This window comes from Faecalicatena contorta, from assembly GCF_022835095.1.
Classification (GTDB): Bacteria; Bacillota; Clostridia; order Lachnospirales; family Lachnospiraceae; genus Faecalicatena; species Faecalicatena contorta.
In genome coordinates this window covers 891,281-916,463 of the sequence record NZ_BQNQ01000001.1, presented here as the reverse complement: position 1 = coordinate 916,463, position 25,183 = coordinate 891,281, and the positions used below count along the sequence as shown (strand labels likewise).

The window sequence follows — 25,183 nt, the reverse complement described above, 5'->3', positions numbered from 1 at the left end:
CCCCTATTCTGCGATTTGCTTTAATTTTTCTAAGTCTAAGGGATACCACCCCAATTCCTTTACCGCATCCAGAAAAACCTTGTAATTCCGCGGGTTTATTCCGCTGTGGATGGAGTTGGAGGAGGAGATAATGTGTCCGCCTCCCACGCTTCCCTGGAGCAGACAACGCGCTACTTCCCTGCGTACCTGGTCTTCTGACTTGTTTACAAGTGTTTCCACACAGTCCACATTTCCCTTGAATGCAATCCTGTTTCCATACCTTGCCTTTAATGCAGCGAGATCCATGTTTCCTCTTGCGTCAATCGGATCCAAGCAGTCTATTCCTGCGTTTACCAGATCTTCCACTACGCTGTTCAAGTCTCCGTCACTGTGTTTGATCACCTTGAGTCCCAGGCTTTTAGCCTTTTTGACCAGTGCTTCAAAGTGTGGCAGCACCTGTTCCCTATACATGTCGGGATTCATAAGAAGTGCCTGGTTGTTGGCAATATCATCACCCACAACAATTACCTCAATACCAAGCCCGGCAAGGTTTTCGCAGATTCTGCCGGAGTATTCCACGCTCATCTCCATCAGGCGCTGGACAAGCTCCGGTTCCTCATAAAAACCAGCCAGGAAATTTTCAAATCCCATCAGGTCCCTGGGCTGTGAAAATACGTCCCGCACCCTGGCAATTACACATTTTTCCTGCCCAAACAGATCCATTGCTTTTTTAATCTTATTAAAGCGGTACGACGCATCGGGATCCGGCACCTCATAGGTATCCAGATCAGATAATTCCTGGATCGGAAATCCAACCGGATTCGGATATTCGTCATAGGAAACTCTGGTAATTCCCCATTCATCAATGAAATGCCGGTCATCTATTACCGTATTCTTTGAATCCAGCCCGACGGCAATCCCGTCCAGATCCATTTTCTGTACAAATTCCAGGTCGCTTGCCGTATTGCAGATCTGCTCCATTACCTTTGGATAGAGCACCCACTCACAGGTAGGGACTCTGTCCGGTTCCTGGCGGTTTAAAACCGCCAGAATTCTCTCTCTTCCGTTCATCAGCATCCTCCTCCCAGTGTCAGTATCCCTTCCGCTCTGGTCTCGGACACCCTTTTATGGTAACCGCTCTCCCGGTGATTCCGCAGCGGATCGGTATCCGTGAGCCCCAGTTCCATACGGACAACGGACAACAGCGGCTCCACATCCGTTTCAAATGCCTCCATGATGATCTGGTTGCATTTTACGACATCGTGATCCGCCTGGGCAGCTTTCAAAGCCTTACGGTCAATCAGCAATGCCTTTGCATAGGCGGTCTGAATATTCATGACAGAGTAGATAATGCCTTCCAGGCTGTTTTCAATATTATGGGACTGATCCAGCATATAGGCAATCTGATTATCAACGCCGTCCATCCCCGCATCGATGATTTCTTTGTAAATCAGAAAGATCTCCAGCGGGTTCACGGTTCCGAGAATCAGATCATCATCCGCGTACCGGTGGTTGTTAAAGTGAAATCCTCCCAGTTTTCCTTCGTCCAGCAGAGTGGATATAATATGCTCAATATTGGTCCCCGGCAGGTGATGCCCCAGATCCACCAGCGTCTTTGCCTGAGGTCCTAGTTTACTGCACATCAGATAGGAGGTGCCCCAGTCCTGCACGTCGGTCGTGTAATAGAATGGTTCAAAGGGTTTATATTCCAGCAGCAGCGTCATATCCGCATCCATCGCATCATACAGAACCTTTAGTCCCTCATACAGGCGGTGTTTCCGCTCCCTCAGATTATCCTGCCCCGGATAGTTGGTTCCGTCCGCCACCCACATCCCGATTGTCCGGGAACCCATCTCCCGCGCCATTCTGACGCAGTCTTTAAAGTGTTCCTTCGTCTGTTCACGTACCCAGTCCAACGGCGAACACATGGATCCATACCTGAACTCCTGCCCGGAAAATGTATTCGGATGCACGGTACCGATTTTCATGCCTTTCTCCTCGGCATATTCCCTGACCGGGCCGAATCTTCCGTCCTCAGTCTTGTCCCAGCACACATGGCTTGCCATAACCGGCGTGATCCCCAGGCACCTCTGGATTTCCGCACAGTCGTCGATCTTATCCCAGATCGTAACTGCTGCCCCCTTATCTTTAAATGTGCCATAGCGGGTTCCGGAATTTCCCACTGCCCAGGACGGCAGTTCAATGACCTGCGTCTTTAGTAAATCTTTAATTTCCTCCAGGTCTAACCCCTTTTCACCTAATTCTTCTTTTAAAATCTCATATCTTTTTTCATATCGCTCCATTGACTTCTCCTTTATTCGCAACCATCTTCTCCTTTATTTGAAACCATCTTATTTATTCATGACCATCTTATTTATTCGTAATAGGAATGCTTCGCAGCGTCCACAAATGCCAGTACATTTTCCCATGGCACTTCCGGCTCCAGTATGTGCGTAGGGGCCACAACCAGCGCGCCTCTTTTGCCCAAAATTTTCTGAACTTCCTTTACTTTTTCCCTCACCTCTTGCGGCGTTCCAAAGGGCATCGTGCTCTGTGTCCCGATTCCGCCCCAGAATGCCAGTCTGTCCCCAAATCTATCATATATAAGCGTCAGGTCATTACACTCCGGCTGTACAGGATTCAGGATATCGATGCCCTCCTCGATAAAATCATCCACAATGTCTTCCACTTTCCCATCGCAGTGCCGGAAATAAAGCACTTCCGGATTTACAGCCTTCCCCGCCTGAACGATTCTTTTCATACGTTCTTTTATCAAAGCACCGTACATTTCACGGCTCATCAGCGGCCCTTTTTGTGTCGCCACGTCATCCCCCAGGCGGATGATATCAACACCAAGCTCCGCATATTTCTTCGCCTGCTTTATCCTCAATTCTTTCAGTTTATCGCATATAGCCATAGCCACTTCTTCGTTTTCATAGTAATCCATCAAAAAAGTTTCCATCCCACGCAGCATCCACGCGGTTTCGAAGATCGTTTGATACAATTCTCCCATTACCACGTAGCCACGGGACTTATATTCTTCAATTTTTTCCTTCATTCCCTCAAACCGGTAATCTGCATCCACATCAGGCCACTCGTAGCCATATACATCCTCCGCTGTTTCACACCACGCAAGGGGATGGTATTTGAACTCCAGAAAATGTTCCTGCGAGCCGGGCACGGCCCCAATTCCCCACTCATCAAAGATCACATTGTCCGGAAGTTTCTCTTTGAAGTATTTTGTAAAATCTGTTTTCTTCTTTGTTGCGCCGATATTTACCGACCTGACATCAAAGTCAAAGTATTCTTCCGGTGTTTCCTCTGTTTTTTCCTTCTCATGATAACACTGCATCAGTCTCGGGGTAAACGCGCCCCAACTGATCTCAAATGGCATCCGGTCGGGCTTCCCCTCCCCTTTTAAAGCCGCCAGTACCCTTTCTCTTGCATTCATACACGCGTACCTCCTCCTGCAGACTGCACCGGTTTCCTTCTCAAAGGGGACAGCCCCCTTTGCAGAGGGGTCTGTCCCTTTTGCGGCACAGCTGATTATTTATTTCAGTTAATATTTTTACTGTCATGCCACTTATTTTCAAAAATTAGTAATCATATTCATCCGCATTGTCTTTTGTAAACTTCAACGGATCTCCTGCCGGTACCAGGCAGACATCATTGGCCTTTACCGTACCGTATTCGCCAAGGTCAATTTCAGCTCCGGCTTCCAGCGCCGTTTCTCCCGTTGCAAGCTTAACTGAGAGTGTTCCTGCTACATTTCCGCAAAGCCTGGTATCCCAGAGAAATGCATTCGGCATGGTGCCATTTTCCAGGTATGTCTTGCACTGGGATGGTGTTCCCGTTCCGCTTACCATAATCTTGCCCGTCAGCCCTGCATTCTCCACTGCCTGTGCTGCGGCTACAATTCCTACCGTTGTCGGAGATATAATGCCTTTCAGGTCCGGATATTTCTGGATGGCAGCCTCCGCCTCGGTCAGGCTTTTTGTAGCCTCATCATCGCCATAAAGAACATCCACAAATTCCATTTTCGCGTATTTCTCGTCTTCCGCCATCATATCCCTGTAAATCTGCATCTGGTTCTCCTGGAACGGCGTTCCTGTCTTAGAGCTTAATGCAACAAACTTGCCCTCATAATTCATGCTCTCCGCAAACGCCTCAAAGTTCTCTTTTCCAAGCACATCGTAATCCGTAGACATTACCGCACCGTCTCTTCTGTCTTCGTTTCCGGTAACATCATCATTCACGCAGAGAACGATAATTCCCGCGTCCCTGGCTTTATCAAAAGTAGCGCACAAAGCATCCGGATCACTTGGTGATATACAGATTACATCGACCTTGTCCTGGATTGCTGCCTCAATCAGCGGGATCTGTGCCGTCGCGTCGCTTGTATCCGGAGCCGTATCCTGGAAGGTTGCCCCCGCCTTTTCCACACTTTCTTTCATCCCCTCAATAATCGGGTCAAAGTAGGGAATTCCCTTTGTCAGACAGATATAGCGGACTGTGACATCGGAAGCGTTTTTCGCACTGCCTTGTGCCTTATCGTCCGTACTTCCCTGCTCCTCTTCCTGTTTGCTGCTGTCACTTTTCGGGTTCTGCTCCACGCCCTTCTTCTCGCATCCGCCCACCATTGCCGCGGTCAGTAAACAGATCCCCAATACTACTGATAATACTCTTTTTTTCATAGCAATCCTCCTGAATTTTTTTATTTATATGTTTCTCATGGCTAATTATTTTTTTAATACCACTGCACCTCCTATTCATATTTTTTAGCCATTTTTTCTAACCCGTTTGAAATAATAATTACAAGAATCAACAGCAGTCCCAGTATCGCCATCTGTGCATAATTGCTCAGAAGCGCCAGCCGCATGCCCGTTCTGATGAAAACGATAATGAAAAATGCTGCCAGTGTCCCAAGGACGCTCCCACGTCCTCCAGCAAATGCGGTTCCGCCAAGCAGAACCATAGTGATAACGTCCATCTGTCCGTCGCCCGCTATGGTATACTTCGCCATCTGCAGCCTGGACATTGTCATAATACCTGCGATTGCACAGAATGTCCCCTGAATTGTAAAGAGCAGAACCTTTGTTTTTTCAACTGCAACGCCGGAATACAATGCCGTGCCGCGGTTCAGGCCGATGGCAGTCACCTTCCTGCCCCATACCGTCTTTTTCAACAGAAAGGAGAAAATAAGGGCGACTACAATCAAGATAATCAGATTTAGTGGTATCAATCCCAAAATTGTGTATTGATCAAGACCGATAAACCATTCCGGAAATCCCGAAATCGCCGCGTCTCCTACCAGAACCTGTGAAAATCCCTGATAGACAGACATGATGCCGATGGTTATCACTAATGAGGGCAGCTTTGTAACCGTCACGAGAAGGCCGTTAAAAAATCCAAGCAGCGTCCCTGCTGCAATACCGATCACAATTAGCACTGGCATACTCATCCCCGCCTGATACAGTACGGCCACCAGACAAGCCACCAGACTCATGTTTGCCGCGATGGAAAGGTCGATCTCCCCTGATGTCAGAAGGAGGGTAAACGGAATTGCCATCAGCCCGAGTTCGCAGTAGAAGATCGTGGAGCCAAGCAGAAATCTAATGTCCAGAAAGTTTGGCGACAGCAGAACCCCGACCACAAGGCTTAAAATCATGAACACAAACACCGTCAGTTCCGGCCGGATCATCCGGTTCATTTTTAATCTATGTTTCATCATTGTCCCCCCTTATCTCGCTTCGCTGACTGCCAGCCTATTTTTAATCAGGTTATCGATAATGACAGAGACTACGATAATAATTCCATAAATAGCCTCCTGCCAATACCCGGAAATGCCTGTTATTGAGATCGCATTCTGTATAACTCCCAGAAGCAGGCATCCCAATACGGTCCCCGTCACTTTGCCGACTCCGCCGTTCATACTGGTTCCGCCGATCACAACCGCGGCTATGGCCGTGAATTCCAGGCCCCGTCCCGCGGCTCCCGGATCCATATAGCCGATTCTGGATATAAAGACCATCCCTGCCAGACCACTCAGTCCGCCGGCCAGTGTGAAGACAAACAACTGTACCCGGTTGTTTGAGATCCCCCGCAGGCTTGCCGCCGCAGGGTTACAACCGATTTCATATATTTCCCTGCCCGCCCGGAAGTATTTTAAAAATAAGGCAAGAAGAACGGCCGCCAGAAGCGCAATCAGTACGGAATATGGAATCCCGATGACGGACTGCTTTGGTTGGGAAAGCGCCATTAAGGACTGGGGTATCACCGAATTATCGATCTGTTTGCCGCCCAGGATGAAAATCACGCCCCGATATACATTCATAGTTCCCAGCGTAACAATGACAGATGGGATCTGAAATTTTGTCACGATAAACCCATTGATCAGCCCCAGCACACATCCCAGTGCAATCGCCGCGATAAAAACAACTGCGATAGGCAGGCCGCTGTACGTTTTAAAAAGCAGCCCCGCCGCATACCCGGAACACGCCAGGATCGCGCCCAATGACATGTCCACATTTCTGCTCACAATTTCGATCATCTCCCCCAGGGATACAATCAGCAAAAATGGAAAAAACAGCAGGATGTTGACCAGCGAAGTGGTGGAAAAGAACCGGGGCTCTATGATACATACGACTGCATAGATAATCACAATCATAGCAATCACGCCTAATTCACGAAATGAACTTAAATTCAGCTTTTTCTTTTTCATTGTGCCTCCTCCAGACAATCGTGCGCCGCAGACAAGATCTTTACGTCTGTGATCTCGTCCTTCTGCAGCATTCCCGTCTGTTTTCCCTCATACATAACCATCACCTTATCACTCAGTGATATGATCTCATTTAATTCGGAGGAGATCATCATGATGCATTTTCCTTCCTCCGCCAATTTTCTGATCAGCCTGTATACCTCTTCCTTCGCACCCACGTCGATTCCCCGGGTTGGCTCATCCAGAATCAGGACATCCGGATTCGTGCTGATCCACTTTGCCAGGCTGACCTTCTGTTGGTTCCCGCCGGACAGATCCCCCACTTTCTGGTTGACGGACCTGCATTTTGTCTTCAGGCCTTCCACGTATTCTTCCGAGATCTTTTTTTCTTTCTTTGTATCAATGTAGCCTAACTTCTTTTTGATACTGTCGATGATCGCAAAGGTGGTATTAAAAGCAATCGGTTCTGAAACAAACAATCCCAGTCCCTGCCGGTCCTCGGGCACCAGGGCGATTTTATTTATGATAGCTGCCTCAGGGGAGCCAATCTTTACTTCTTTTCCCTTGATTTTGATCTGACCCGACTTTACCGGCGTAATCCCGAATATTCCTCTGGCTACTTCCGTCCGCCCTGCTCCCATAAGGCCCGCAACCCCCATGATCTCTCCTCTTGCAATCTGAAAGCTGATGTGTTCGAAAATGCCGGGAATACTGATATCTTCTATCTCCAAGAACGGCTGCCCGAAAGTCTTCCTTTCTGTCTCTCCGCCCCCGGCCCTGAATTCTCTGCCGATCATCTTCTGGATGATCTGATCCTTGGTAATTTCTGCATTCTGGTATGTACCTACGATCTCTCCATCCCGCAGAACCGTAATCCTGTCTGAAACTGCCTTAATTTCCTCCAGCCTGTGGCTGATGTAGACGATCGTTTTTCCCTTTTTCCGCAGGGTGTCGATGAGCTCCAGCAGATTATCCACCTCGGAAGGCGTGAGCGATGCGGTAGGCTCATCCATAAAAATGATCTTCGCATCAGAAGAAAGCGCGGAGGCAATCTCTATCAGCTGCTGCTCTGCAACAGAAAGCCCCTTCATCATTCTGCCCGGAGAAAACGCAAGCCCCACTTCCTGCATAGCCTCAGAGGCTTTTCTGTTCAGCTCCTCCCATTTGATCTTCCGTGTATCAAAGTGTCCGGTAAAAATATTCTCTGCAATGCTCAGATCTTCAAAAACGGAAGGCTCCTGGTGAATCATTGCAATACCGTGTCCAATAGCGTCCACCGGATGCTTCATCCGCACGGTCTTCCCGTCCAGATAGATCTCACCCGAGGTTGGCTGGTAAATTCCGAATAATATTTTTAGAAGCGTCGACTTTCCTGCCCCGTTCTCACCGATCAGTGCATGTACCTCCCCTGCCTCCAAATCAAAGTCTACAGACTTAAGAACGTTATTTTTTCCAAAGGATTTACATATCTTCTGAGCGCTTAACAAATTGACTTTTTTCTCCAATATTACTCTCCTTCCTTCCAAAATTGGGATTGATCCCAATTTATGTATTAAAAAACAGCCGTTGCTTCCGGCTTTATTGGGATTGATCCCATTTCTTATTTCCGTTATAACATATACAAAAATTATTGTCAATAAACTTGTGGATTTTTATATTTTTGTAAGTCATTTTCGTTATTTTTACTATATTTTTGTTTTTCATTTGTTCATATTGACTATAACTAATTGTGAATCTCCCGGAGGGTTTTGTATCATAGGAAAGTGCCGGGCATTTTCCTATGATACAAAAAAACATGCTCCAGAATCATGGTCTGAAACATGTTTTCATATTTTCTACGTGCTTTCTCTTTCTATGAAAGTGGTATTCATTTCAATGGTCTCGTTAATCCCATTGTTCTCCTCTATCTTCCGAAACAGCAGCTCTGCCGCCTCGTTTCCCATCATACGTATGGGCTGGGAGATGGTCGACATTTTAGGACGGATAATAGAACTAATCTCAATATTGTCGTATCCGATCACCCGGATATCACCTGGCACGCTGTATCCGTTTTCCTGGATCCAGGATATCGCGCCGATCGCCAGCATGTCCGTCGCGGCAATCACGGCATCCACTTGCTTCCCTGACTGCATGATCTGGGAAATCCCTTCCGCACCAAGCATAAAATGTGACATCCTGCACCAGTTATAGGGAGCCTGATATACCAGATCCCGGGAATACCGGATTTCATGATCCTTTAATCCCTGCTTATATCCCTCAAACCGGTACATAACTGCACAGATCTCTTCCAGGCCGATAAAGGCAATATTCCGACAGCCCTTTTTATATAAATAATCAACGTTCTCGCGCACCGCTTTTTTTCCGTCCGTATAAACCACTGACACTGTAGGATCGCGCAGGTAGGGGTCATCGGTAAATACTACGGGAACCGTCTCCGACAGTTCGAATATATCTTTGAACACCTCATCCTTTCGGTATACGCAATAAATAATGCCGTCAATGTTACGCTCCTGAAGCTGTTCCAGATATACTTTTCCCTTTTGTGAATCATATTCCCCATTGCAGAGCATTACGAAATAGCCATATTTTCTTGCAATATCCTCAATCCCTGACAACAGCATGCTATAGAAAAGATTCGTGGAATCCGGAACGACTAAAGCGATCGTCTTGGATCTGCCCGTCTTAATCCCCTGTGCGAACAGACTTGGGCGGTAGTTCAGTTCTTTCATGGCGGCTTCCACCTTAAGCCTCGTAGATTCTTTAATAGCCCCGTTTTTATTGATCACACGGGAAACCGTTGATTTCCCTACCCCGGCCAATTTTGCGACATCATAGATTGTACTCATTTGAACTCCTATTTTCACTCAGATCGTCTCAATACCTTATACATTATTCTGCAGACCCGCCCGAAGGGCATGCATTACGGGATGCCCTTTGGATATGCTTTCTCCCCGCATTGATACTCTGTACTCATATGGGTTATTTTAACATTCTTAGCGAAAATGTACAACCAAAGAAGACTGATTCGTACGACTTTTCCCGCTCTGGTACATAAAGTAATTGCCCGCGGCCTTACGGTCAGCTGATATAAAGAATCTGCACATCGCCCAGGATTCTTTTTATCTCCGCCCTCAGAAAACTTTCTGCCTCAGCCCGTACTTCCGGCCGGTAGCAATATCTTCCCCTGCCGCGCCCGGTCATCCGCTCCTGATCGTATAAGTCTTCTGCCCCTGGAAAGGCATCTTGATTGATGGCGCGGTGGACATAGGAATAGGTCATCAATATGATCTCCAGGAACATCTCTCGTTTCATTTTAGCAGACAATCCGCTCTCCAGCTCTTCCAGAAGCTCCGTATAAAGTTTCTTCCAGCCATCAACCATAATTACCGGTGCAATTAGAAGACCGCATGGATACCCTGCTTCACACATCTCGTTCACAGCCTGGATCCGCTGCTTCAGACTGGACGTCCCCAATTCAATCCTGCTGATAATTGGCTGTGGGTTCACGCTCATTCTGAAGATCACCCTGCCGCCGTGTTCCAGTCCCAGAAGCGGCTCCACCATATCGAATTTGGTCGGAAATGTTATCTTCCCTCTTCCTTCCTCTACAAAACGCGGAATGGTATAGAGCAGATTCTGCGTGATGGTGTTTTCTAATACAAGGTCACTGTTACTGCCGATCTCAAATGCCAGCGGCTGTACGCTCTTCATGCTCTTTTTTATCAGGCGGTCCAACATCTGCTCCCGGTTCACAAATAATCTGAGATACGCGCATTTATTGTAATTACACACGAGATAGCAGTACAGGCACATGGCCGTACAGCCGGAGGAGGTATAGGGCACCAGATAATCGGATACTTTGTGATTCTCCACATATTTATGCGTCTTGCGGATCCCGATAATCAAGTTCCTCTTCATACGGCCAAATTCGGAATTGGGCTTTTCCTGCATCTCTTTGATGGAGTTGTGGCTGGCAATTGGTATCCAGGGGAGGCTGCCAAATTGTTCCTTCAGCTGCTCTCCTAATGTATAAGACAGAGAATCCGGTTCATAGTAAACAGCATCAAATTTCATAATTATCTCTTTTCTTTTATTTTTTCAGGCGAACGGCCTGCTTATAGTATGCGCTGCGGAAAAGAATTTATCATGTTTTGATAAATATGTTATAATAACCTTAATCCACGGCTCTGCCGCTGTTCTGGCGAAAGGGCATGAGTTTATGGACAGTTTCTAAGCTTTATTAACATACCTGAAAGGAGTTTACTATCTATGAAAAAAATACGTTGGGGCATTCTCGGTACTGCCGGAATTGCGAAAGAACAGACTATCCCTGGTATGCGGATGGCAAAAAACTGCGAGTTGTATGCCATAGCAGGGCGTTCACTGGAAAAGGCGGAACAATTCTGTGATGAATTTCATTTTCAAAAAGCCTATGGAAGTTATGATGAACTGCTGAAGGATCCGGACGTGGAGGCTGTCTACATACCGCTCCCGAATAACCTTCATAAGGAATGGGTCCTGAAAGCGGCGGCCTGTAAAAAACATGTATTGTGTGAAAAGCCGGCGAGCGGAAGCGCCGCAGATACGAAAGAAATGATCCAGGCATGCGACGCTGCGGGCGTCATTTTTATGGAGGCATTTGCCTACCTTCACTCTCCGGTCATGAAGGAGCTTAAAAAGCAGATAGACAACGGCCTGATTGGAAATGTGAATATGATAGAATCTGTCTTCTTTACACCCGGTTACGAGGATGATATCCGCATCCGCCGGGATACTCTGGGAGGATCCGTCTATGATCTTGGATGCTATACCATCAGCTTTGCTTCCTGCCTGTTTGGTTCAGTGCCGCTTTCCGGGCAGGCTGTTTCACATTTTACCGGGGAGAAAATTGATGACCTGACAACGGGATACCTGATGTACCCCGGCGGCAGGCGCGCGGTGTTCTCCTGCGGCATGTTCCCTTATCATCGCGGGGATCGTTCCTTTATCTATGGAGATCGGGGAATACTGGAAGTACCGGTCAGATTTAATGCGGAAGGAAAACAGAAATGGTATCTGGTACAAGATGAAAAGCGCACCGAATTCTGTGTCGATGCCCCACAGAATTATATGTTGGAAGTAGAACAGCTCGGCGCCTGTATACTGAATGGGGAAGCGCCCCTTGTCAGCCATGAATTTTCAATTGGGGTCGCTGAAGCTATGGATATGGTACTGTCATCCTGTGGGTATGGGGAGTGATGTAAAAGCCGCCTCTGCGGAAGTCCCACCGCGGCATTTGTCTCTTACGCTGCGGTGCGCCTCCCACCGGAAGAACTTTTTAACTTATAGGCGAACCTCTTTCAATCTCACTTCTGTCTTCTGAGGTTCATCACCAGCACTACGCCCAGCAGAACGATTCCGTTTATCACTGCCTCGGCCCAGAACGGCGCCCCCAGAATGCTGATCACATTGAAGACCATTCCCAGGAATACCGCAGACCACAGCACCCCCGGTATATTATATCTGCCTGGCGTATGAACCGTCGTGCTCAAAAAGGTGACAGCCAGTCCTGGAAGCAGATAGCTTTGCCCTGTATCGGGATACACATTTTTTGACTGGCTCATCAGTACGACGGCGCATAGGCCAATCAGCACAGATGCTATGATAAAAGAAACAAAACGCACTATCTTCGTACGGATTCCCGCAAGTGCGACTACTCGTTCAGAATGTCCGATCGCATAGATATATTTTCCCAGAGGCGAATGCTCCAGTATGAGCCATGCAGAGATACCTGCTGCCAGGCATACCCAAATGCAGATATTGAGCTTCACAATCTTAATTTTACTGATCCACATCAGCAGATCCGGTGTCACACCGGTGAATGACTTGCCGCCGTTCAGCCCCAATGAACCCCCGTACATGATCATGCCGGTGGCCAATGTAGAGATCGTGGACGGAATCTTAAACACCACCGTGATCAGACCGTTAAAAGCTCCCAGTACGACGCTGCTCAGCATAATCACAACAACTACACCTAGGGCTGTCCCCCCGATCGATGCCATCTTGCCGCCAAGCATCAGCAGAAAGCCGATCATGTATCCCAGTGAAATATCGAATTCTCCGACCGCCAGAGGAATCAGAGATGCCATAGCGAACATCGCGACGGGAACTCTGCCGATACCGATTACATTTATATTTCTGAGATTCGCGAACTGTGGAACCGCAAACGCGAATATGACTGCCAATACTACGGTTATCACGGCAAGACCGTTCTTCCTGAGATCCATACTTTTCCTATTGTTCATAGATAGCTCCACCTCGCAATCGTCTCTCTTTCCAGAATGCCGTCTTTTTTCTGAATCTGTCCTGCCGCCTTTCCTTCCCGTATCACCACAATCCTGGTACATAAGTCCGCGAGCTGCTCGGGTTCCGTAGAAAAGACAATGATTCCCATTCCCTGTGCGGCCGCTTCTTTCAACAGTGCGAATAGCCTCTGCCGTGAATTGGGGTCCACTCCGTAGGTCGGATCGTCCAGGACGAATACCTTTGGCTTTAAGCTCATCCATTTTGCCATAATCGCCTTCTGCTGATTTCCTCCCGAGAATGTCCCAAATTTCTTTTCAAAACTATCGCGGGGCTGTATATCGAATATCTCCTGCATCATTTGAAGGGTTCGCCTGGATAGTTTTTTCCGGCTCCAGTATTTCTTTTCGTTCGGCATAAAAAGATTCTCCCTCGCAGAACACTCCATGACGCCTCCTGATTTCGGACGGTCGCTGGGAAGCAGCACAAGACCGTTTTTGATGGCCTTCCTCGTGCTCATATGGCGCGGTAGGGGGCTGCCCCCGACATAGATCTCCCCATCCTTTCTGGACCATCTTCCGGACAGCAGCCAGGGCAGCTCGGATATCCCGCTGTCAGCTACGCCCACGATTCCAAGGATATCTCCCGCATACAACTCAAAAGAACAGCCGTTCAGGTTTCCATACTTCAGATTCTCAACCCGAAGCACTTCCGCACCCATCTGATACTGCGTTTTGCACTTCAGCAAATCCCACAGACCGGTAAGGGTGTGCTCTCTCTTTGCGTCTGTTTCCTTCTGTGCCCCACCGTCTCTGCGGAGCATCTGGCTGACGATGATCTCTTCCGTAATATCCCCCACGTTTCCATGAAATACCATCTCCCCATCGTTCAATATCACCACAGTGTCACAATATTTAAGCACGGCTTTCAGCCGGTGGCTGATCATAATGATCGGAATTCCCTTTGCAGCCAGCATCTTCACCCGCTTAAGGAAGAATTCTGCTTCATTTTCGGGAATGGAAGCCTCTGATTCATCCAATATCAGCAGCTTCGTCTGCTTTTGTTCTTCCTCCTGGCCTATTGCGATGGCAATTGCCAGCATATTGCGCTGCATGGCGCTCAGCTCTCTCACCAGCTGTTCTGTTTCTAATGAGATTTCATACGTCAAAAGCAGTCTTTCTGCATATTCTTTGATTCCTTTCCAATCAATCCTTCCATTCTTTTTCGGATATCCTTTGAATGCGGCGATACATTCTGCCACTGTAAAATCGTCTATCAGCGGGCTCTCCTGATGCACTGCGCGCACGCCCATGCGGTACGCCTCATTCGAATCGGGAATATCACTGCATTTTTGACCGGCAATCGTGATTTCAGAGTCTGATCCCTTATCAGGATGATAGATCCCGGTCAGTACCTTGATCAACGTGGACTTGCCGCTGCCGTTGGCTCCGAGCACACCGCAAATGATTCCGTCCTCCACCGAAAGACTCACATCTTTTAGTACCGTAACACCGGCAAATGATACTGAAATATGTTCCATCTCAACAGACATTGCCTTCTCCTTTCGTTACTTCACTTTCCGCCCTGCTCTCTGAGTCAGAAGAACCGAGATCCAGATTGACAGGATCAGAAGCACTCCCTGAAAGACATAGCTCCCCCATACCGGCGCGCCGGCGATCTCAATTCCATTCTGGCCCAGTGCACAGAGCGCCACTCCTACGACCAGACCCGGTACATTCAGCCGCCCGGGATGAAAAGACGCCTTGCTCAGGAATACGACGGAGTATGCCGGAAGCAAAAGCGACGTTCCATAGGCAGAGCTGGCGGCGCCCAGCTGTCCCAGCATCACGATTGACGATATCCCGCAAAAGAGTCCGGCCACAGTGAATGCGGTAAGCCTGACTCTCTTTGCCTTGATCCCGGCGAAGACTGCCGTGCGCCCTGACATCCCCACCGCGTACAGATGCCGGCCGAATTCCGTATGGTCCAGGACAAAATGAATGGCCGCGCACAGCACCAGGAGAAAGATCACACTATATCCCACATAGAATACCTTTCCTCTTGCAAAATGAATTATCGACTGTGGAATATTGGTGTTCAGTATCCCCCCACCCGACAATGCCTGTGTAATCCCGGCAAGCGAAAGTCCCACGCTCATCGTCGCAATAAAGGAATTGATCCCGAGCTTCGTGACGATTAATCCATTCAGAGCTCCGCATGCAGCGCCTGCTGCAATCATCACGGAAACTACCACAGCCCCCGGACAGCCTTTCCCTGAAAGGAAGGCGCCAAGCACCATGCAGAAGCACAAGATGTATCCCAGTGAAAGATCAAATTCATCGACTACCAGAATGAACAATCCCCCCAGGGCCAGACACCCTACCACGGATTCACTGATGAATATATTGCTGAAATTCTGTACTGTAAGAAAAGAATCGGATAATGACCCAAAGATCAAAATAATGATCAGCAAAACGCCCAGCATACCATATTTTTCTAGTATTGTATTTCTCCCATTTCGAATATCAGCTTCCTTCATATCGCACCCTCTTTTTAATCCCAAAGCTCATAATAACGTTCTTTGTAGTTCATATTCGGCGCCCACGCTTCCCCCTCTTTGGGCAGGCTCTGGATGTCTATGATCTGATAAGGCAGATTTTCGCCTCTCGGCGCCGCAAGCTCCTGTCCATTTAAGACGCGGATCGCCTGGTCTGCCGTTGCGTAGCCTAAGTATACGTTATCGTAGGCAGCCGTACATGCCGCAACCGTCCCCTGTCTGATCAGAGAGATCATCTCCTGATTCCCTAATACACCGCATACCTTCACATCCTGTATTCCTGCTGTCTCAAGCGCTTCTGCCACGCTGACGGCTGCCGGATCAAAGGGCAGGAAGATAAATTCTGTTTCCGGATTGGCGGTCACATAACCGATAACCATGCGGTTCAATTCATCCCCCATCTGTTTGAATGTAAACTTCTGAAGCTGCCCGTCTACTGACAGCTCTGTCTGTTCCAGCCCCGCCAGCAGACCGTCTTCAAAATATTCCACGGAATAAGATCCCGGACAGCTGTAGATGACGACATGTCCGCTCAGTTCTCTGTGGGACTCCATCCATTCGGCCATCGCCGTTCCGAGCGCCCGGTAATCAGGTCCGACATCATACAGGAAATCAACCAGGCCTTCCTTCTCCAGATTCAGACGCGGGTTGGGGTCATCCGTACCGTTGGAACCGCTCACGATCGGGATTCCAGCCGTATTCGCCGCCTGGATTCCCTGCTGGACGCTTCTCGCATCCAGCGAGATCGTAATAATGATATCTGCCTTCCATGCAATTGCATTCATAATCGCGGTATTTTCCTCATCCGGCGTTCCTTTCCCATCGAACATCTGGATATCCCAATCATATCGCTCTCCCACCTCCTGAATAGCTTCACATGGAACGATGCAGCCGGACAAAGAAGCCTGTGCCGGTACTAAAGCGACTTTTGCGCCTCTTGGCGCCTTCGCTTTCTCATCCGGTCCCTCAAACTCTGTTTTTTTCAAATCTGTCTTTTGTACCTCTTCTTCTTTCAGCTCTTCCGGCAATTCTATCAGAGCATCACATCCCGTCATCAGAAATACCATCAGAACCAGAACCGCCAGAATTCTTATTCTCTTCATATCTTTCCACCTCTATTTTGCTGTCCCTTTGGGATGAATCATCACTTTGATGGATTCTTTATCTTCCAGACTTTCATCAAGCGCTTCAAAATATTCTTCCAGCTTATAATGTCCTGTTATCAGACAATCACAATCCACTTTTTTACTGCTGATGATCTCAATACATTTATCAAACTCACTGTTAAAAGTGGAACCTATATAGGTCCATTCATTGATGATGAACTGAGCGATCGGCAACAGCAGCTCTTTTTGGGCACCGTTCGGAAAGGAATATCCAACAAAAGTCCCGCCCTTTTTCAGGTATTTCAAAGAGGCGCGGCTCATTTCGGCGCTGCCGCATGCATCCACAATGATATCAAATCCCTTTGGGAAACCGGCCGCAGTCTCCGCCAATATCTCCGCCTCTTTGCCCGGCTCGGCAAGATAGGTGAGAGCCCCTTTTTCCTTCAGGATCTCCAGTTTACTCCCCACCAGGTCTATCACAGCCGTATTCTGCGCACAGGAACTCAAAAATAACTGTGTCAGTATATTCCCGCTGGCTCCAGCCCCCAGGACCAGCACATCATCGCAGTACCTGACCTGGCTTCTCTCTACAGCCCTCAGACAGCAGCCGATCAATTCACACAGGGCTGCCTGGTCATAGGTGACAGCATCTGGTATCCGATAGACATTCCTCTCATCCACCACGATATATTCCGCCATCCCGCCCTGCAGATTATGCCCCATAGAACCAAACGCTTCACAAAAAGCGCTTTCTCCTCTCCTGCAGTAATAGCATGTCCCGCACGGTACGCCATTATCGACCGTCACCCTCATCCCTTCCCTGAGAGATACGACGTTCCTGCCGGTCTTAACGATCCTGCCTGCCAGTTCATGTCCCGGCACCGCCGGGTATCTTCCAAGGACAGAGCCATTTTGGTCATGTGACTTTTCTGCCGGCTTGCAGATTCCGCAGGATATGACCTCGATCAGTACCTGCCCGTCACCGCACTCCGGCGTATCGATCTCACGGATACTGCCATATTTTCTTCCGGGTCTGTCATATACTAATGCTCTCATATTGCCCTCCGCTCATCGTTCAAAAAATGTCCGGGGAGTACGGATCAGGAACTGGTCAAAATCCGCCTGCGTCATCCCGAGCCTCTTAAGTTCCGGCCAGATATAATCAAATACATAGGTATATTGATATTCCATGTCCTCATGGTTCTCTTTATAAAAGTCATCCCAGGTACCGCCGAAGATATTCAGGCTGTCCCGCCCGTCCATAAAACACATACAATCATGGCTTACGATGATCTGGTCACGATATCCTCTGTCGCAGAGCTCTTTCAGGACTTGAGCACGAACCTTAAGCGGCTGGATTGTATCAATGCTGAAACGGTCCAGACCAAGATAACTTCCTCTTTCCGCCACTTTCACGATATATTCCACATCATCGAGGTCTCCCAGGTGTCCGATAACGACTCTGCTTAAGTCTACCCCCTCCGCTTCGAACACATCCTGCTGTTCATATCCGGAATGCCCGATAGAATGCGTAATGATGGGAAGACCTGTCTCTTTATGTACTTTTGCAATGATCTTCAGCATCCGCTCATCATCCTGATTGATATGATCCTCATGGGTGGCACACTTGATGACACCTGCCTTGATATCTGTCCCTTCGATCCCGATTACAGCTTCTCTTATGAATAACGAAGCAATATAATCCGGATCCTTATACAGGTGCCAGCCATAACTGTTTCCATAGATACCTGTGCATGCCACGACGTTAACACCGGACTTTTCCGATACCTCTTTTATCATATGGATGTCTCTTCCCAGATCCAAGGGTGTCACATCTACGATCGTATCGATTCCTCTATCTTTTACTTTCTTATATTGCCCCACTGCATAATCAATGAACTCCGACCGATTCAGCCAATCCGGAAATGCCTTCCATACATTTGCGTCCACGGTTCCCAAATGCTCATGCATCAGAGTCATTCCCAGATCTTCCGTACTTAGTTTTCCCAACACTGTATTAATCTTTACCATAGCTGTTCCTCCGTCCTTCTATTATCCTCTTTTTCTTACTCATGATTTTATCATATTGTATTTTTATTGTCAATCTATTTAGGTCTAATTTTGTATTATATTATCATTATTTATGTTGACTTTGTATTGTTATTGTATTATATTTTATTTATGGAGGATAACACTATGAAGAATTATTATGGAATATGTGAGTGGTCCATGCCGGTCTCCGGCCCCCTTGCGATCAGACTTGCCGGCACAGCCGGATTTGACGGGATGCAGCTTGGTGAAGCCGGCGGCCGAAGCCTCAATTTCCCGCTGAACCACCCAGAAATACAACAAATCTACAATGAGACGGCCAGACACTACGAAATCCGTCTTCATTCCCTGAACCTTGGAGCTCTGCTTGCAGAAGGAACCATTGATTTTCCTGTCAATACACCTCAAGGAGACGCTGCAAGAGCCAGCATCCGTAATGGAATACGAGCCTGCAGGGCACTCGATATCCGTACACTCGTCATCACGGTCAGTCCTAAGACCGAAGATGCATACAGCAATGCATTGAGTCATCTGGAATATGCATGCCGCCTGGCCGAAATCTCTCAGGTTGAAATTGCTGTCGAATCTGCACTTCCTCTTCCGCTGATACAGGTGCTGCTCGATCGGCTGAAGGGCCGGGTGAAAGTCTGTATGGATATCCTGAATCCCCTTCGTTTCGGTACCGGCGATCCGATTGAACAGATCCAGGCGTTTGGAACAGAAACAATCAGCCATTTTCATATGAAAGACAGCCTGCGCTCCCTATTCACACCTGGTCAGCGTGGCTGCGTACTTCTGGGAACAGGCGATGCCGGATACATACAGACAGCTGAAACAATCAAAAAGATCGGCTTCCAGGGATGGATGATAACGGAAAACTATTATTATCTTCCTCCGATGAATATGAATGATGATTTTATGAAATTAATATTGAAAGATTTCGAAACGTTAACATCTACGTTTGAATCCTAACATAATTTCGTTTTGAAAGCAATAAAATGCATCTGGCAAAACACTTTTTTGAAATCATCTTATGGTCACACTTTGGCACCGCCGCGTTACCGCTTTACGGCTATATATCTAATCGCGGCGTGTGCGTCCTCCCGGAGGGTTTTATGATATAGGAAATTCTAGAGGAATTTCCTATATCATAAAAGAGAGAGCATGGCACAAAATGTGTCATGCTCTCTCTTTTTTCGCTGCGCTTTCCTTTACCTTCTGTCCAGCTGCCTGCATATTCTTTTCCAATTCCGGTAATTTTCCTGATATCTGCTGCTTAATGCTTCATCAGGCTTAAAACATCTCTCCACTGCCACCATGCTCCGAAAGGCTTCCTGGTAAGTGCATATTCCCAATCCTACGGCTCCGATGATTGCCGCGCCTGTCGAAGACACCTCCAGATTCTTTACTTTTTCGATCCGTATTCCAAAGACATCCGCCTTCAGCTGAAGCCATTCATCGGATTTTCCGCTGCCGCCGCCTACACGGATCGCCTCAAATGGGTAATGAAGCAGCTTGAATTGTTCCACGATATCTTTTGACAGGAATGTCATTCCTTCGACCAGGGTATCGAAGATCTTCTGTACTCCCGCCAGATTATCCAGATATACGAAAGAACCTGCCGATGTGTCTAGCCCCGTTGTATAATAGGAGCCGTTCTCCCCGCCAAAATGAGCCGCCTTGAAATAGCCGTCGAGAAGCCTCATGTCTTTCTTTCCGACGATCTGGTGTATAAACCACAGCAAGTCTTTTCCTGCCGGATGTGCTTTGATCGTAACAAAGCTGTCCTTTGTCGGTCCTGCCACCGTCTGGATTCCTGCTGCGGGCAGGGTGTCCTGGTACTCTGACTTCAGATATCCGTAATGGTCGAATGTGCCGCCCACGTTGCCGAGAATTCCACGGCTTTTGCTGTCTAGTCCGAGACCGATAAAACCAACCGCCGAGTCATGCCCTCCTGGGAATACCGGTATTTCGTACGGAAACTTTACGGGGCCGTAGGACGTGATCCTGCCGATGCATTCGTCCCCTCCCGTGATCACCGGCCCCATCTCTTCTGTATTGCTTCCGATCAAATCCATTAATCTTGCCGACCATTTTTTTGTGCGGACATCCAGCATCAGCTTCCTATTCGCCACAGAATAATCACTGACCGGCCCCAGGCCAAGCCTCAGATTGACATACTGCTGCAGAGTCAGATACTGTGCAGTTCTCTCAGCTACATCCGGCATATACTTCTTTAGCCAATGGATCTTCACCCCAGTATTTCTGGGTGTCAGCGGACAGCCGCTGATTTTTTCGAATTCTCTTGTGCCAAGTTGCTCTGTATAAAGTTCCATGTCATTCTTTGCTCTCAGATCATAGGACGCCAGCATGGGATAGGTGGGATTCCCTTTTGCATCTACAGGAACCAGACTGTCTCCAATGTAGGAGAATACAAGGCCTGCTATATGATATCTGCTGCCGGCGTCTTCTATGACGCGCTGCGTCGTCTCTACGGATGCCAGCCAGTAATCATCTGCCGGAATCTCATGAAAGTCCGTCTTCGGGCTGTGATAAAATACCTGCTTACTATGTCCCGTCACGATACTCCCGTCTGTGATATCTACCAGGTTGGTCCTGGCATTTGAAGTTCCAAAATCCACTACCATGATACATTCTTTCATAAGATTCCCCTTTCTATCTAGCCCTGGCTGCCGGAGGATGCTTTTCTGGCATCAATTTCTTTCAGAATGCTCTCAAATTTTTCCTGAGTCAGATTATATGGTAAGATAACGATCAGCATCAGGATTCCACCGATGATGAGCGGCACTGCATTCAGGTAGTATATACCGGTATTGGTTGCTGCAGTCTGTACCTCCAGCTCAGCAGAATAGTGGATGAGGGAAAGCGCCTGGCCTACAGACCAGGTCGCAACCGCAATGGCGATCTTCCTGGCAAAAGCACACGCAGATACGACGGCTCCCGGAGCCCTGACTCCTGTCTTCCACTCTCCGTACTCGATCGTGTCCGGAATCATTCCCCAGACTACAGAGAAGGATGCATTCAGTGTAACGCCGAATAATATGAACCCGAATGCTACCATGTAATAGTTCTGATGCGCGAGTAAAAATACGATGCCGTTCAGGATCGTCAGAATTGCCACTAATACCATCGTGTTCTTTTTACCGAGCTTTTTGTACAGGCCTGGGATCGGTATGATCGCCGGAATTCCGACCAATGATACCAAACTGTTGAATCCGGTCAGCAGTCCGGCATCTCCCAGATAGTATTTGCAGTAATACATTACCACCGCAAAGCGGAAGTTAAATGTCCATGCTATAAACATTAAAAGAAAAATCATTAAAATACAAGGCTTGTTTTTTAAGACCATCTTGAAGCTGTCGATGACTTTTACTTTCTCCGTCTTTTCTACGACTACACGCTCCTTGGTACCAAAGAAGGCAATGAGCAGCATGACCGCAGACAAGATTCCCATGACCGCTGCTGCTCCCTGATAACCGCGCGCCTCGTTGCCTGCACCGATTGCTGCCACAAGCGGAAGTGCCAGGAGAGATACAACTAAGGAACCCGTTGCAGAACCGCCGATCTTGAAAACATTCAGCACCCCTCTCTCGTTGACATTCGTAGTCATTGCAGAGCAAAGCGTACTGTACGCTGTATTAATAAATGCATAGCATACATTTACAAGAAGATATGTAGCCATTGCCCAGATTACCTTTGTGCCTTCTCCTGCCTGTATCTTTGTGAAACACAGCACAAGAGCAATGGCCTGTGGAATGGCGCCGAACAGACAGAACGGCCTGTATGTTCCCCATTTGGTTCTCACCTTATCTGCAATCGGGCCGGCTGATATTGCGGTAAAGGCATCGACCAGATTACACACAAGGAAGATATTGGCAGCCACTGCTGCGCTGATTCCAAGTATATCGGTATAATAGTATAAAATAAAAGTTGAGAGAAAATTACCGAATAAAGTTCCATATACATCTGCCGCCCCATAACTGAACCGCTCTCTCCAGGACAGTTTGACATTAGCCGCTTCCAGCGTTTGTTTTATCTTTTCCATAGTATGCCCCTTTCTCACTTCACTCAAGAATGATTATTTGTTCAGTGGCTGCGTATTAAAAATTCTGAACTGTTCCTTCGTTGCATCAATTCCTGCCTGTTCCGCGATCGGAGAGATCTCCGGCCACATGATGTTCCCTTCGGATTCCTTCATCGCTTCATATGCCGCCTTTGAGACCGCCATTGCAAGTCCCGTGAAGAAGTTAATCTTACTAATTCCAAGCTCGATACATTTCCGGAAATCCTCGTCCGAAAGCCCTGATCCGCCATGCAGTACAAGAGGGACATCTACTAGATCACGGATCGTCTTCAGCCGGTCAAAATCCAGTTTTGGAGTTCCAACGAACTTCCCATGCACGGTCCCAATAGATACTGCAAGTGCATCAACGCCCGTTTCTCTGACAAAAGTAACGGCATCCTCAGGCTTTGTGTACATACTCTCATCAGGCGCCCCCGTGGCCGGTGTATTCTTGGAACCCGGCACGTGCCCGATCTCAGCCTCCACTGATACCCCGCACGCATGAGCGATCTTTACGATTTCCCTGGTCTGCTTCATATTCTCTTCCATCGAAAGAAGTGACCCGTCAAACATAACGGAGGAGCAGCCATAGTGAATCGCCTGCATCACGATATCGAAGTCCTTTCCATGATCCAGATGCATACACACCGGTACGCTTGCCTTTCTTGCCCTGTCCAGGATGAACTGCATCAGATACGGCGTCTGTTTTACTTTGAAAGCCGGGGTGGGCACCATCATGATCACCGGAACCCCTTCCTCCTCAGCCGCTTTGATCACCGTCTCTGCAAGCAGATAATCTGTGGCATTAAACGCTCCTACGGCATACTTCTTGGCTCTTGTCTCTTTCAGTATTTCTGTCAATGTAACTAACATCTTATTTCCTCCTTTTATGGGTTGATGATGACTTTGATCGCTTCTCTGTCGGTACGGTTAACTTCCAGCGCTTCAAAATAATCATCCAGACTAAATTTATGTGTGATGAACTGATCTACTTTTACCTTGCCGCTCGCCATATAATCCAGTGCACGGTCAAAACAGAAGGTCTGGCAGGAAACGCCTATATATTTCTGTTCATTATAATGAATCTCATTGAACCAGCTTGGCGGAATCACAAAATCTTCGGTGGAATGATAGCTTCCATATTGGATGAATCTTCCGCCTTTTTTCAGGAACTTGAATACACTCTGGACCAGCGGCCAGTATCCTGTCGTATCAATAATGGCGTCAACCCCATGGGGAAATTCCTTTTTGATAGCTTCCTCATGGATGCTGTAATCCTTCCGGTCCATTTTTATGACCGGTACGCCGCATTCCCTTAAGATCTGCAGCTTGCTTTCCAGCCCGCCGATCGTAACCGCTTTCTGCGCATTGGAGTAATGGCACAACTGTCCAAGAATCAGACCATGAGGCCCTACTCCCAGAACCAGAACATTCTCCCCTGTCTTTACATCTAATACGTCCATGCAGTGGACGGCGCAGGCTACCGGCTCCGCCACAGTCGCTTCATCAAATGAGAGATTCTCAGGAATCAAGAACACCTTATCCTTAGAGGCTTTCACGTATTCCGCAAAACCGCCCTGGATGTTATGTCCGATCGATGCAAAGTTGTCGCAATACAGAGACTGATCATTTCTGCAGTAATAACAGTCACCGCAATTGCTTGCATTATCAACGGTCACAGCATCGCCGATCTCTACAGCCGTTACATTCTTTCCCTTTTCATATACCGTTCCCGCAAATTCGTGTCCCGGAGTACAGGGATACTTTGCAAGGCTGGTTCCGGTGGAATTATGGGCTAGCTCCGACCACTTGCAGATTCCGCAGGACTTGATTTTGATGATCACATCATCATCCCCGCAGACCGGCATCGGAATATCCGTTATCTTTCCTTTTCCCGGCGCTTCATACACTAATGCTTTCATGAATCTTCCTCCATTCCAAATTCAATATTATATTTGTCAACACGCTCTTTGACTCCGGAAGCCGAGACCAGATACATATTAGAGCAAGGCTTCGTCTCACCTGTCCTGATATAGAACTTCGCTCCTTTTGCCTTTTCCCTGAAATCCGGCAGGCTGATATACTCCAGTTCCTGATTATGTACCATTCCCAGAATCTCTGTATGTAATCCCGGATTCGCCTCCGAAATCCCTTTCAGCATCGTCATCTCCTGTACTGCTACTTCATTCAGGCACGCCTTGAGCACCTTTAGAAATCCAGGCTCCCCCGGCACGAATGTAAGATCGATCCTGACAGCATCAGCCGGTATTGGAAAACCCATGTCACAGATTACGAAACTGTCAAAATGCCCCAAATCTGTTAACGCCCGAATTAATTCAGGATTAATAATCCCATTTTTTTTCATTTCGCTCCTCCCTTTCTTTATTGTATTTGTATTGTATCATATG

Annotated in this window: 22 protein-coding genes; 2 read left to right on the top strand and 20 right to left on the bottom strand. The window is 47.8% G+C overall.

Annotated elements, in window-relative coordinates; genetic code table 11:
- Nucleotides 1–3: 3 nt before the first annotated feature.
- From MWG26_RS04185 to MWG26_RS04145, 9 genes are all read right to left on the bottom strand, one after another.
- Nucleotides 4–1,050: a uroporphyrinogen decarboxylase family protein gene (locus MWG26_RS04185; RefSeq protein ID WP_025654815.1), complete on the bottom strand. Its 1,047-nt coding sequence runs from the start codon at nucleotides 1,048–1,050 to the stop codon at nucleotides 4–6.
- Entirely contained in the window at nucleotides 1,050–2,282 is a 1,233-nt protein-coding gene (locus tag MWG26_RS04180; RefSeq protein ID WP_025654814.1) for a TIM barrel protein, read from the bottom strand. The genes MWG26_RS04185 and MWG26_RS04180 overlap by 1 nt, the downstream gene beginning before the upstream one ends.
- A gap of 71 nt (nucleotides 2,283–2,353) precedes the next feature.
- The gene (locus tag MWG26_RS04175; RefSeq protein WP_025654813.1) at nucleotides 2,354–3,430 is read right to left on the bottom strand and encodes a uroporphyrinogen decarboxylase family protein; all 1,077 of its coding nucleotides are present in this window, start codon (nucleotides 3,428–3,430) and stop codon (nucleotides 2,354–2,356) included.
- 145 nt (nucleotides 3,431–3,575) lie between these two features.
- Nucleotides 3,576–4,673, bottom strand: a complete 1,098-nt coding sequence (locus MWG26_RS04170) for a rhamnose ABC transporter substrate-binding protein (protein WP_025654812.1) — start codon at nucleotides 4,671–4,673, stop codon at nucleotides 3,576–3,578.
- A gap of 71 nt (nucleotides 4,674–4,744) precedes the next feature.
- The gene (locus MWG26_RS04165) at nucleotides 4,745–5,707 is read right to left on the bottom strand and encodes an ABC transporter permease (RefSeq protein ID WP_025654811.1); all 963 of its coding nucleotides are present in this window, start codon (nucleotides 5,705–5,707) and stop codon (nucleotides 4,745–4,747) included.
- A 12-nt stretch (nucleotides 5,708–5,719) separates the two neighbouring features.
- A complete protein-coding gene (locus tag MWG26_RS04160; protein WP_025654810.1) occupies nucleotides 5,720–6,700 on the bottom strand; it encodes an ABC transporter permease in 981 nt (326 codons plus the stop codon).
- Nucleotides 6,697–8,202: a sugar ABC transporter ATP-binding protein gene (locus tag MWG26_RS04155; RefSeq protein WP_049915427.1), complete on the bottom strand. Its 1,506-nt coding sequence runs from the start codon at nucleotides 8,200–8,202 to the stop codon at nucleotides 6,697–6,699. The genes MWG26_RS04160 and MWG26_RS04155 overlap by 4 nt, the downstream gene beginning before the upstream one ends.
- Nucleotides 8,203–8,532: 330 nt before the next feature.
- A complete protein-coding gene (locus MWG26_RS04150; RefSeq protein WP_025654808.1) occupies nucleotides 8,533–9,543 on the bottom strand; it encodes a LacI family DNA-binding transcriptional regulator in 1,011 nt (336 codons plus the stop codon).
- 232 nt (nucleotides 9,544–9,775) lie between these two features.
- Nucleotides 9,776–10,771: an SPL family radical SAM protein gene (locus MWG26_RS04145; RefSeq protein WP_025654807.1), complete on the bottom strand. Its 996-nt coding sequence runs from the start codon at nucleotides 10,769–10,771 to the stop codon at nucleotides 9,776–9,778.
- Between the two features lie 195 nt (nucleotides 10,772–10,966).
- On the opposite strand from MWG26_RS04145, the gene MWG26_RS04140 reads away from it, so the two are divergent.
- Nucleotides 10,967–11,935 (top strand): Gfo/Idh/MocA family protein, encoded by a 969-nt coding sequence (locus tag MWG26_RS04140; RefSeq protein ID WP_025654806.1) that lies wholly within the window; start codon nucleotides 10,967–10,969, stop codon nucleotides 11,933–11,935.
- Between the two features lie 107 nt (nucleotides 11,936–12,042).
- On the opposite strand, the gene MWG26_RS04135 is transcribed toward MWG26_RS04140, so the two are convergent.
- From MWG26_RS04135 to MWG26_RS04110, 6 genes are read right to left on the bottom strand one after another with little or no spacing between them, the layout of a single operon-like run.
- Nucleotides 12,043–12,981, bottom strand: a complete 939-nt coding sequence (locus tag MWG26_RS04135; RefSeq protein WP_025654805.1) for an ABC transporter permease — start codon at nucleotides 12,979–12,981, stop codon at nucleotides 12,043–12,045.
- Nucleotides 12,978–14,519: an ATP-binding cassette domain-containing protein gene (locus tag MWG26_RS04130; protein WP_244062694.1), complete on the bottom strand. Its 1,542-nt coding sequence runs from the start codon at nucleotides 14,517–14,519 to the stop codon at nucleotides 12,978–12,980. The genes MWG26_RS04135 and MWG26_RS04130 overlap by 4 nt, the downstream gene beginning before the upstream one ends.
- 27 nt (nucleotides 14,520–14,546) lie before the next feature.
- Nucleotides 14,547–15,518: an ABC transporter permease gene (locus tag MWG26_RS04125; RefSeq protein ID WP_025654802.1), complete on the bottom strand. Its 972-nt coding sequence runs from the start codon at nucleotides 15,516–15,518 to the stop codon at nucleotides 14,547–14,549.
- Between the two features lie 14 nt (nucleotides 15,519–15,532).
- Nucleotides 15,533–16,639, bottom strand: coding sequence for a sugar ABC transporter substrate-binding protein (locus MWG26_RS04120; RefSeq protein ID WP_117441016.1), 1,107 nt, complete (start codon nucleotides 16,637–16,639; stop codon nucleotides 15,533–15,535).
- 12 nt (nucleotides 16,640–16,651) lie between these two features.
- On the bottom strand, nucleotides 16,652–17,698 hold the full coding sequence (locus MWG26_RS04115; RefSeq protein WP_025654800.1) for an alcohol dehydrogenase catalytic domain-containing protein: 1,047 nt from the start codon (nucleotides 17,696–17,698) through the stop codon (nucleotides 16,652–16,654).
- Nucleotides 17,699–17,710: 12 nt separating this feature from the next.
- Complete coding sequence (locus MWG26_RS04110; RefSeq protein WP_025654799.1) at nucleotides 17,711–18,673, bottom strand: phosphotriesterase family protein; 963 nt, start codon at nucleotides 18,671–18,673, stop codon at nucleotides 17,711–17,713.
- A 165-nt stretch (nucleotides 18,674–18,838) separates the two neighbouring features.
- On the opposite strand from MWG26_RS04110, the gene MWG26_RS04105 reads away from it, so the two are divergent.
- The gene (locus MWG26_RS04105; RefSeq protein WP_025654798.1) at nucleotides 18,839–19,663 is read left to right on the top strand and encodes a sugar phosphate isomerase/epimerase family protein; all 825 of its coding nucleotides are present in this window, start codon (nucleotides 18,839–18,841) and stop codon (nucleotides 19,661–19,663) included.
- Nucleotides 19,664–19,902: 239 nt separating this feature from the next.
- Here the strand turns inward: MWG26_RS04105 and MWG26_RS04100 are convergent, their stop codons facing one another.
- The 5 genes from MWG26_RS04100 to rbsD are packed head-to-tail and all read right to left on the bottom strand — an operon-like array spanning nucleotide 19,903 to nucleotide 25,140.
- Nucleotides 19,903–21,354 (bottom strand): FGGY-family carbohydrate kinase, encoded by a 1,452-nt coding sequence (locus MWG26_RS04100; protein ID WP_025654797.1) that lies wholly within the window; start codon nucleotides 21,352–21,354, stop codon nucleotides 19,903–19,905.
- A gap of 17 nt (nucleotides 21,355–21,371) precedes the next feature.
- The gene (locus tag MWG26_RS04095) at nucleotides 21,372–22,757 is read right to left on the bottom strand and encodes a glycoside-pentoside-hexuronide (GPH):cation symporter (protein ID WP_025654796.1); all 1,386 of its coding nucleotides are present in this window, start codon (nucleotides 22,755–22,757) and stop codon (nucleotides 21,372–21,374) included.
- A 33-nt stretch (nucleotides 22,758–22,790) separates the two neighbouring features.
- Complete coding sequence (locus MWG26_RS04090; RefSeq protein ID WP_025654795.1) at nucleotides 22,791–23,648, bottom strand: class II fructose-bisphosphate aldolase; 858 nt, start codon at nucleotides 23,646–23,648, stop codon at nucleotides 22,791–22,793.
- Nucleotides 23,649–23,662: 14 nt separating this feature from the next.
- Nucleotides 23,663–24,697, bottom strand: a complete 1,035-nt coding sequence (locus MWG26_RS04085) for an alcohol dehydrogenase catalytic domain-containing protein (protein ID WP_025654794.1) — start codon at nucleotides 24,695–24,697, stop codon at nucleotides 23,663–23,665.
- Nucleotides 24,694–25,140: a D-ribose pyranase gene (gene rbsD / locus MWG26_RS04080; protein WP_025654793.1), complete on the bottom strand. Its 447-nt coding sequence runs from the start codon at nucleotides 25,138–25,140 to the stop codon at nucleotides 24,694–24,696. Before rbsD ends, MWG26_RS04085 begins: the two co-directional genes overlap by 4 nt.
- Nucleotides 25,141–25,183: the final 43 nt, after the last annotated feature.

Bases quoted from the DNA above. Each gene is read 5' to 3' on its own strand.
- MWG26_RS04185 (WP_025654815.1), bottom strand. From the start codon at position 1,050: ATGAACGGAAGAGAGAGAATTCTGGCGGTTTTAAACCGCCAGGAACCG.
- MWG26_RS04180 (WP_025654814.1), bottom strand. From the start codon at position 2,282: ATGGAGCGATATGAAAAAAGATATGAGATTTTAAAAGAAGAATTAGGT.
- MWG26_RS04175 (WP_025654813.1), bottom strand. From the start codon at position 3,430: ATGAATGCAAGAGAAAGGGTACTGGCGGCTTTAAAAGGGGAGGGGAAG.
- MWG26_RS04170 (WP_025654812.1), bottom strand. From the start codon at position 4,673: ATGAAAAAAAGAGTATTATCAGTAGTATTGGGGATCTGTTTACTGACC.
- MWG26_RS04165 (WP_025654811.1), bottom strand. From the start codon at position 5,707: ATGAAACATAGATTAAAAATGAACCGGATGATCCGGCCGGAACTGACG.
- MWG26_RS04160 (WP_025654810.1), bottom strand. From the start codon at position 6,700: ATGAAAAAGAAAAAGCTGAATTTAAGTTCATTTCGTGAATTAGGCGTG.
- MWG26_RS04150 (WP_025654808.1), bottom strand. From the start codon at position 9,543: ATGAGTACAATCTATGATGTCGCAAAATTGGCCGGGGTAGGGAAATCA.
- MWG26_RS04145 (WP_025654807.1), bottom strand. From the start codon at position 10,771: ATGAAATTTGATGCTGTTTACTATGAACCGGATTCTCTGTCTTATACA.
- MWG26_RS04140 (WP_025654806.1), top strand. From the start codon at position 10,967: ATGAAAAAAATACGTTGGGGCATTCTCGGTACTGCCGGAATTGCGAAA.
- MWG26_RS04135 (WP_025654805.1), bottom strand. From the start codon at position 12,981: ATGAACAATAGGAAAAGTATGGATCTCAGGAAGAACGGTCTTGCCGTG.
- MWG26_RS04130 (WP_244062694.1), bottom strand. From the start codon at position 14,519: ATGGAACATATTTCAGTATCATTTGCCGGTGTTACGGTACTAAAAGAT.
- MWG26_RS04125 (WP_025654802.1), bottom strand. From the start codon at position 15,518: ATGAAGGAAGCTGATATTCGAAATGGGAGAAATACAATACTAGAAAAA.
- MWG26_RS04120 (WP_117441016.1), bottom strand. From the start codon at position 16,639: ATGAAGAGAATAAGAATTCTGGCGGTTCTGGTTCTGATGGTATTTCTG.
- MWG26_RS04115 (WP_025654800.1), bottom strand. From the start codon at position 17,698: ATGAGAGCATTAGTATATGACAGACCCGGAAGAAAATATGGCAGTATC.
- MWG26_RS04110 (WP_025654799.1), bottom strand. From the start codon at position 18,673: ATGGTAAAGATTAATACAGTGTTGGGAAAACTAAGTACGGAAGATCTG.
- MWG26_RS04105 (WP_025654798.1), top strand. From the start codon at position 18,839: ATGAAGAATTATTATGGAATATGTGAGTGGTCCATGCCGGTCTCCGGC.
- MWG26_RS04100 (WP_025654797.1), bottom strand. From the start codon at position 21,354: ATGAAAGAATGTATCATGGTAGTGGATTTTGGAACTTCAAATGCCAGG.
- MWG26_RS04095 (WP_025654796.1), bottom strand. From the start codon at position 22,757: ATGGAAAAGATAAAACAAACGCTGGAAGCGGCTAATGTCAAACTGTCC.
- MWG26_RS04090 (WP_025654795.1), bottom strand. From the start codon at position 23,648: ATGTTAGTTACATTGACAGAAATACTGAAAGAGACAAGAGCCAAGAAG.
- MWG26_RS04085 (WP_025654794.1), bottom strand. From the start codon at position 24,697: ATGAAAGCATTAGTGTATGAAGCGCCGGGAAAAGGAAAGATAACGGAT.
- rbsD (WP_025654793.1), bottom strand. From the start codon at position 25,140: ATGAAAAAAAATGGGATTATTAATCCTGAATTAATTCGGGCGTTAACA.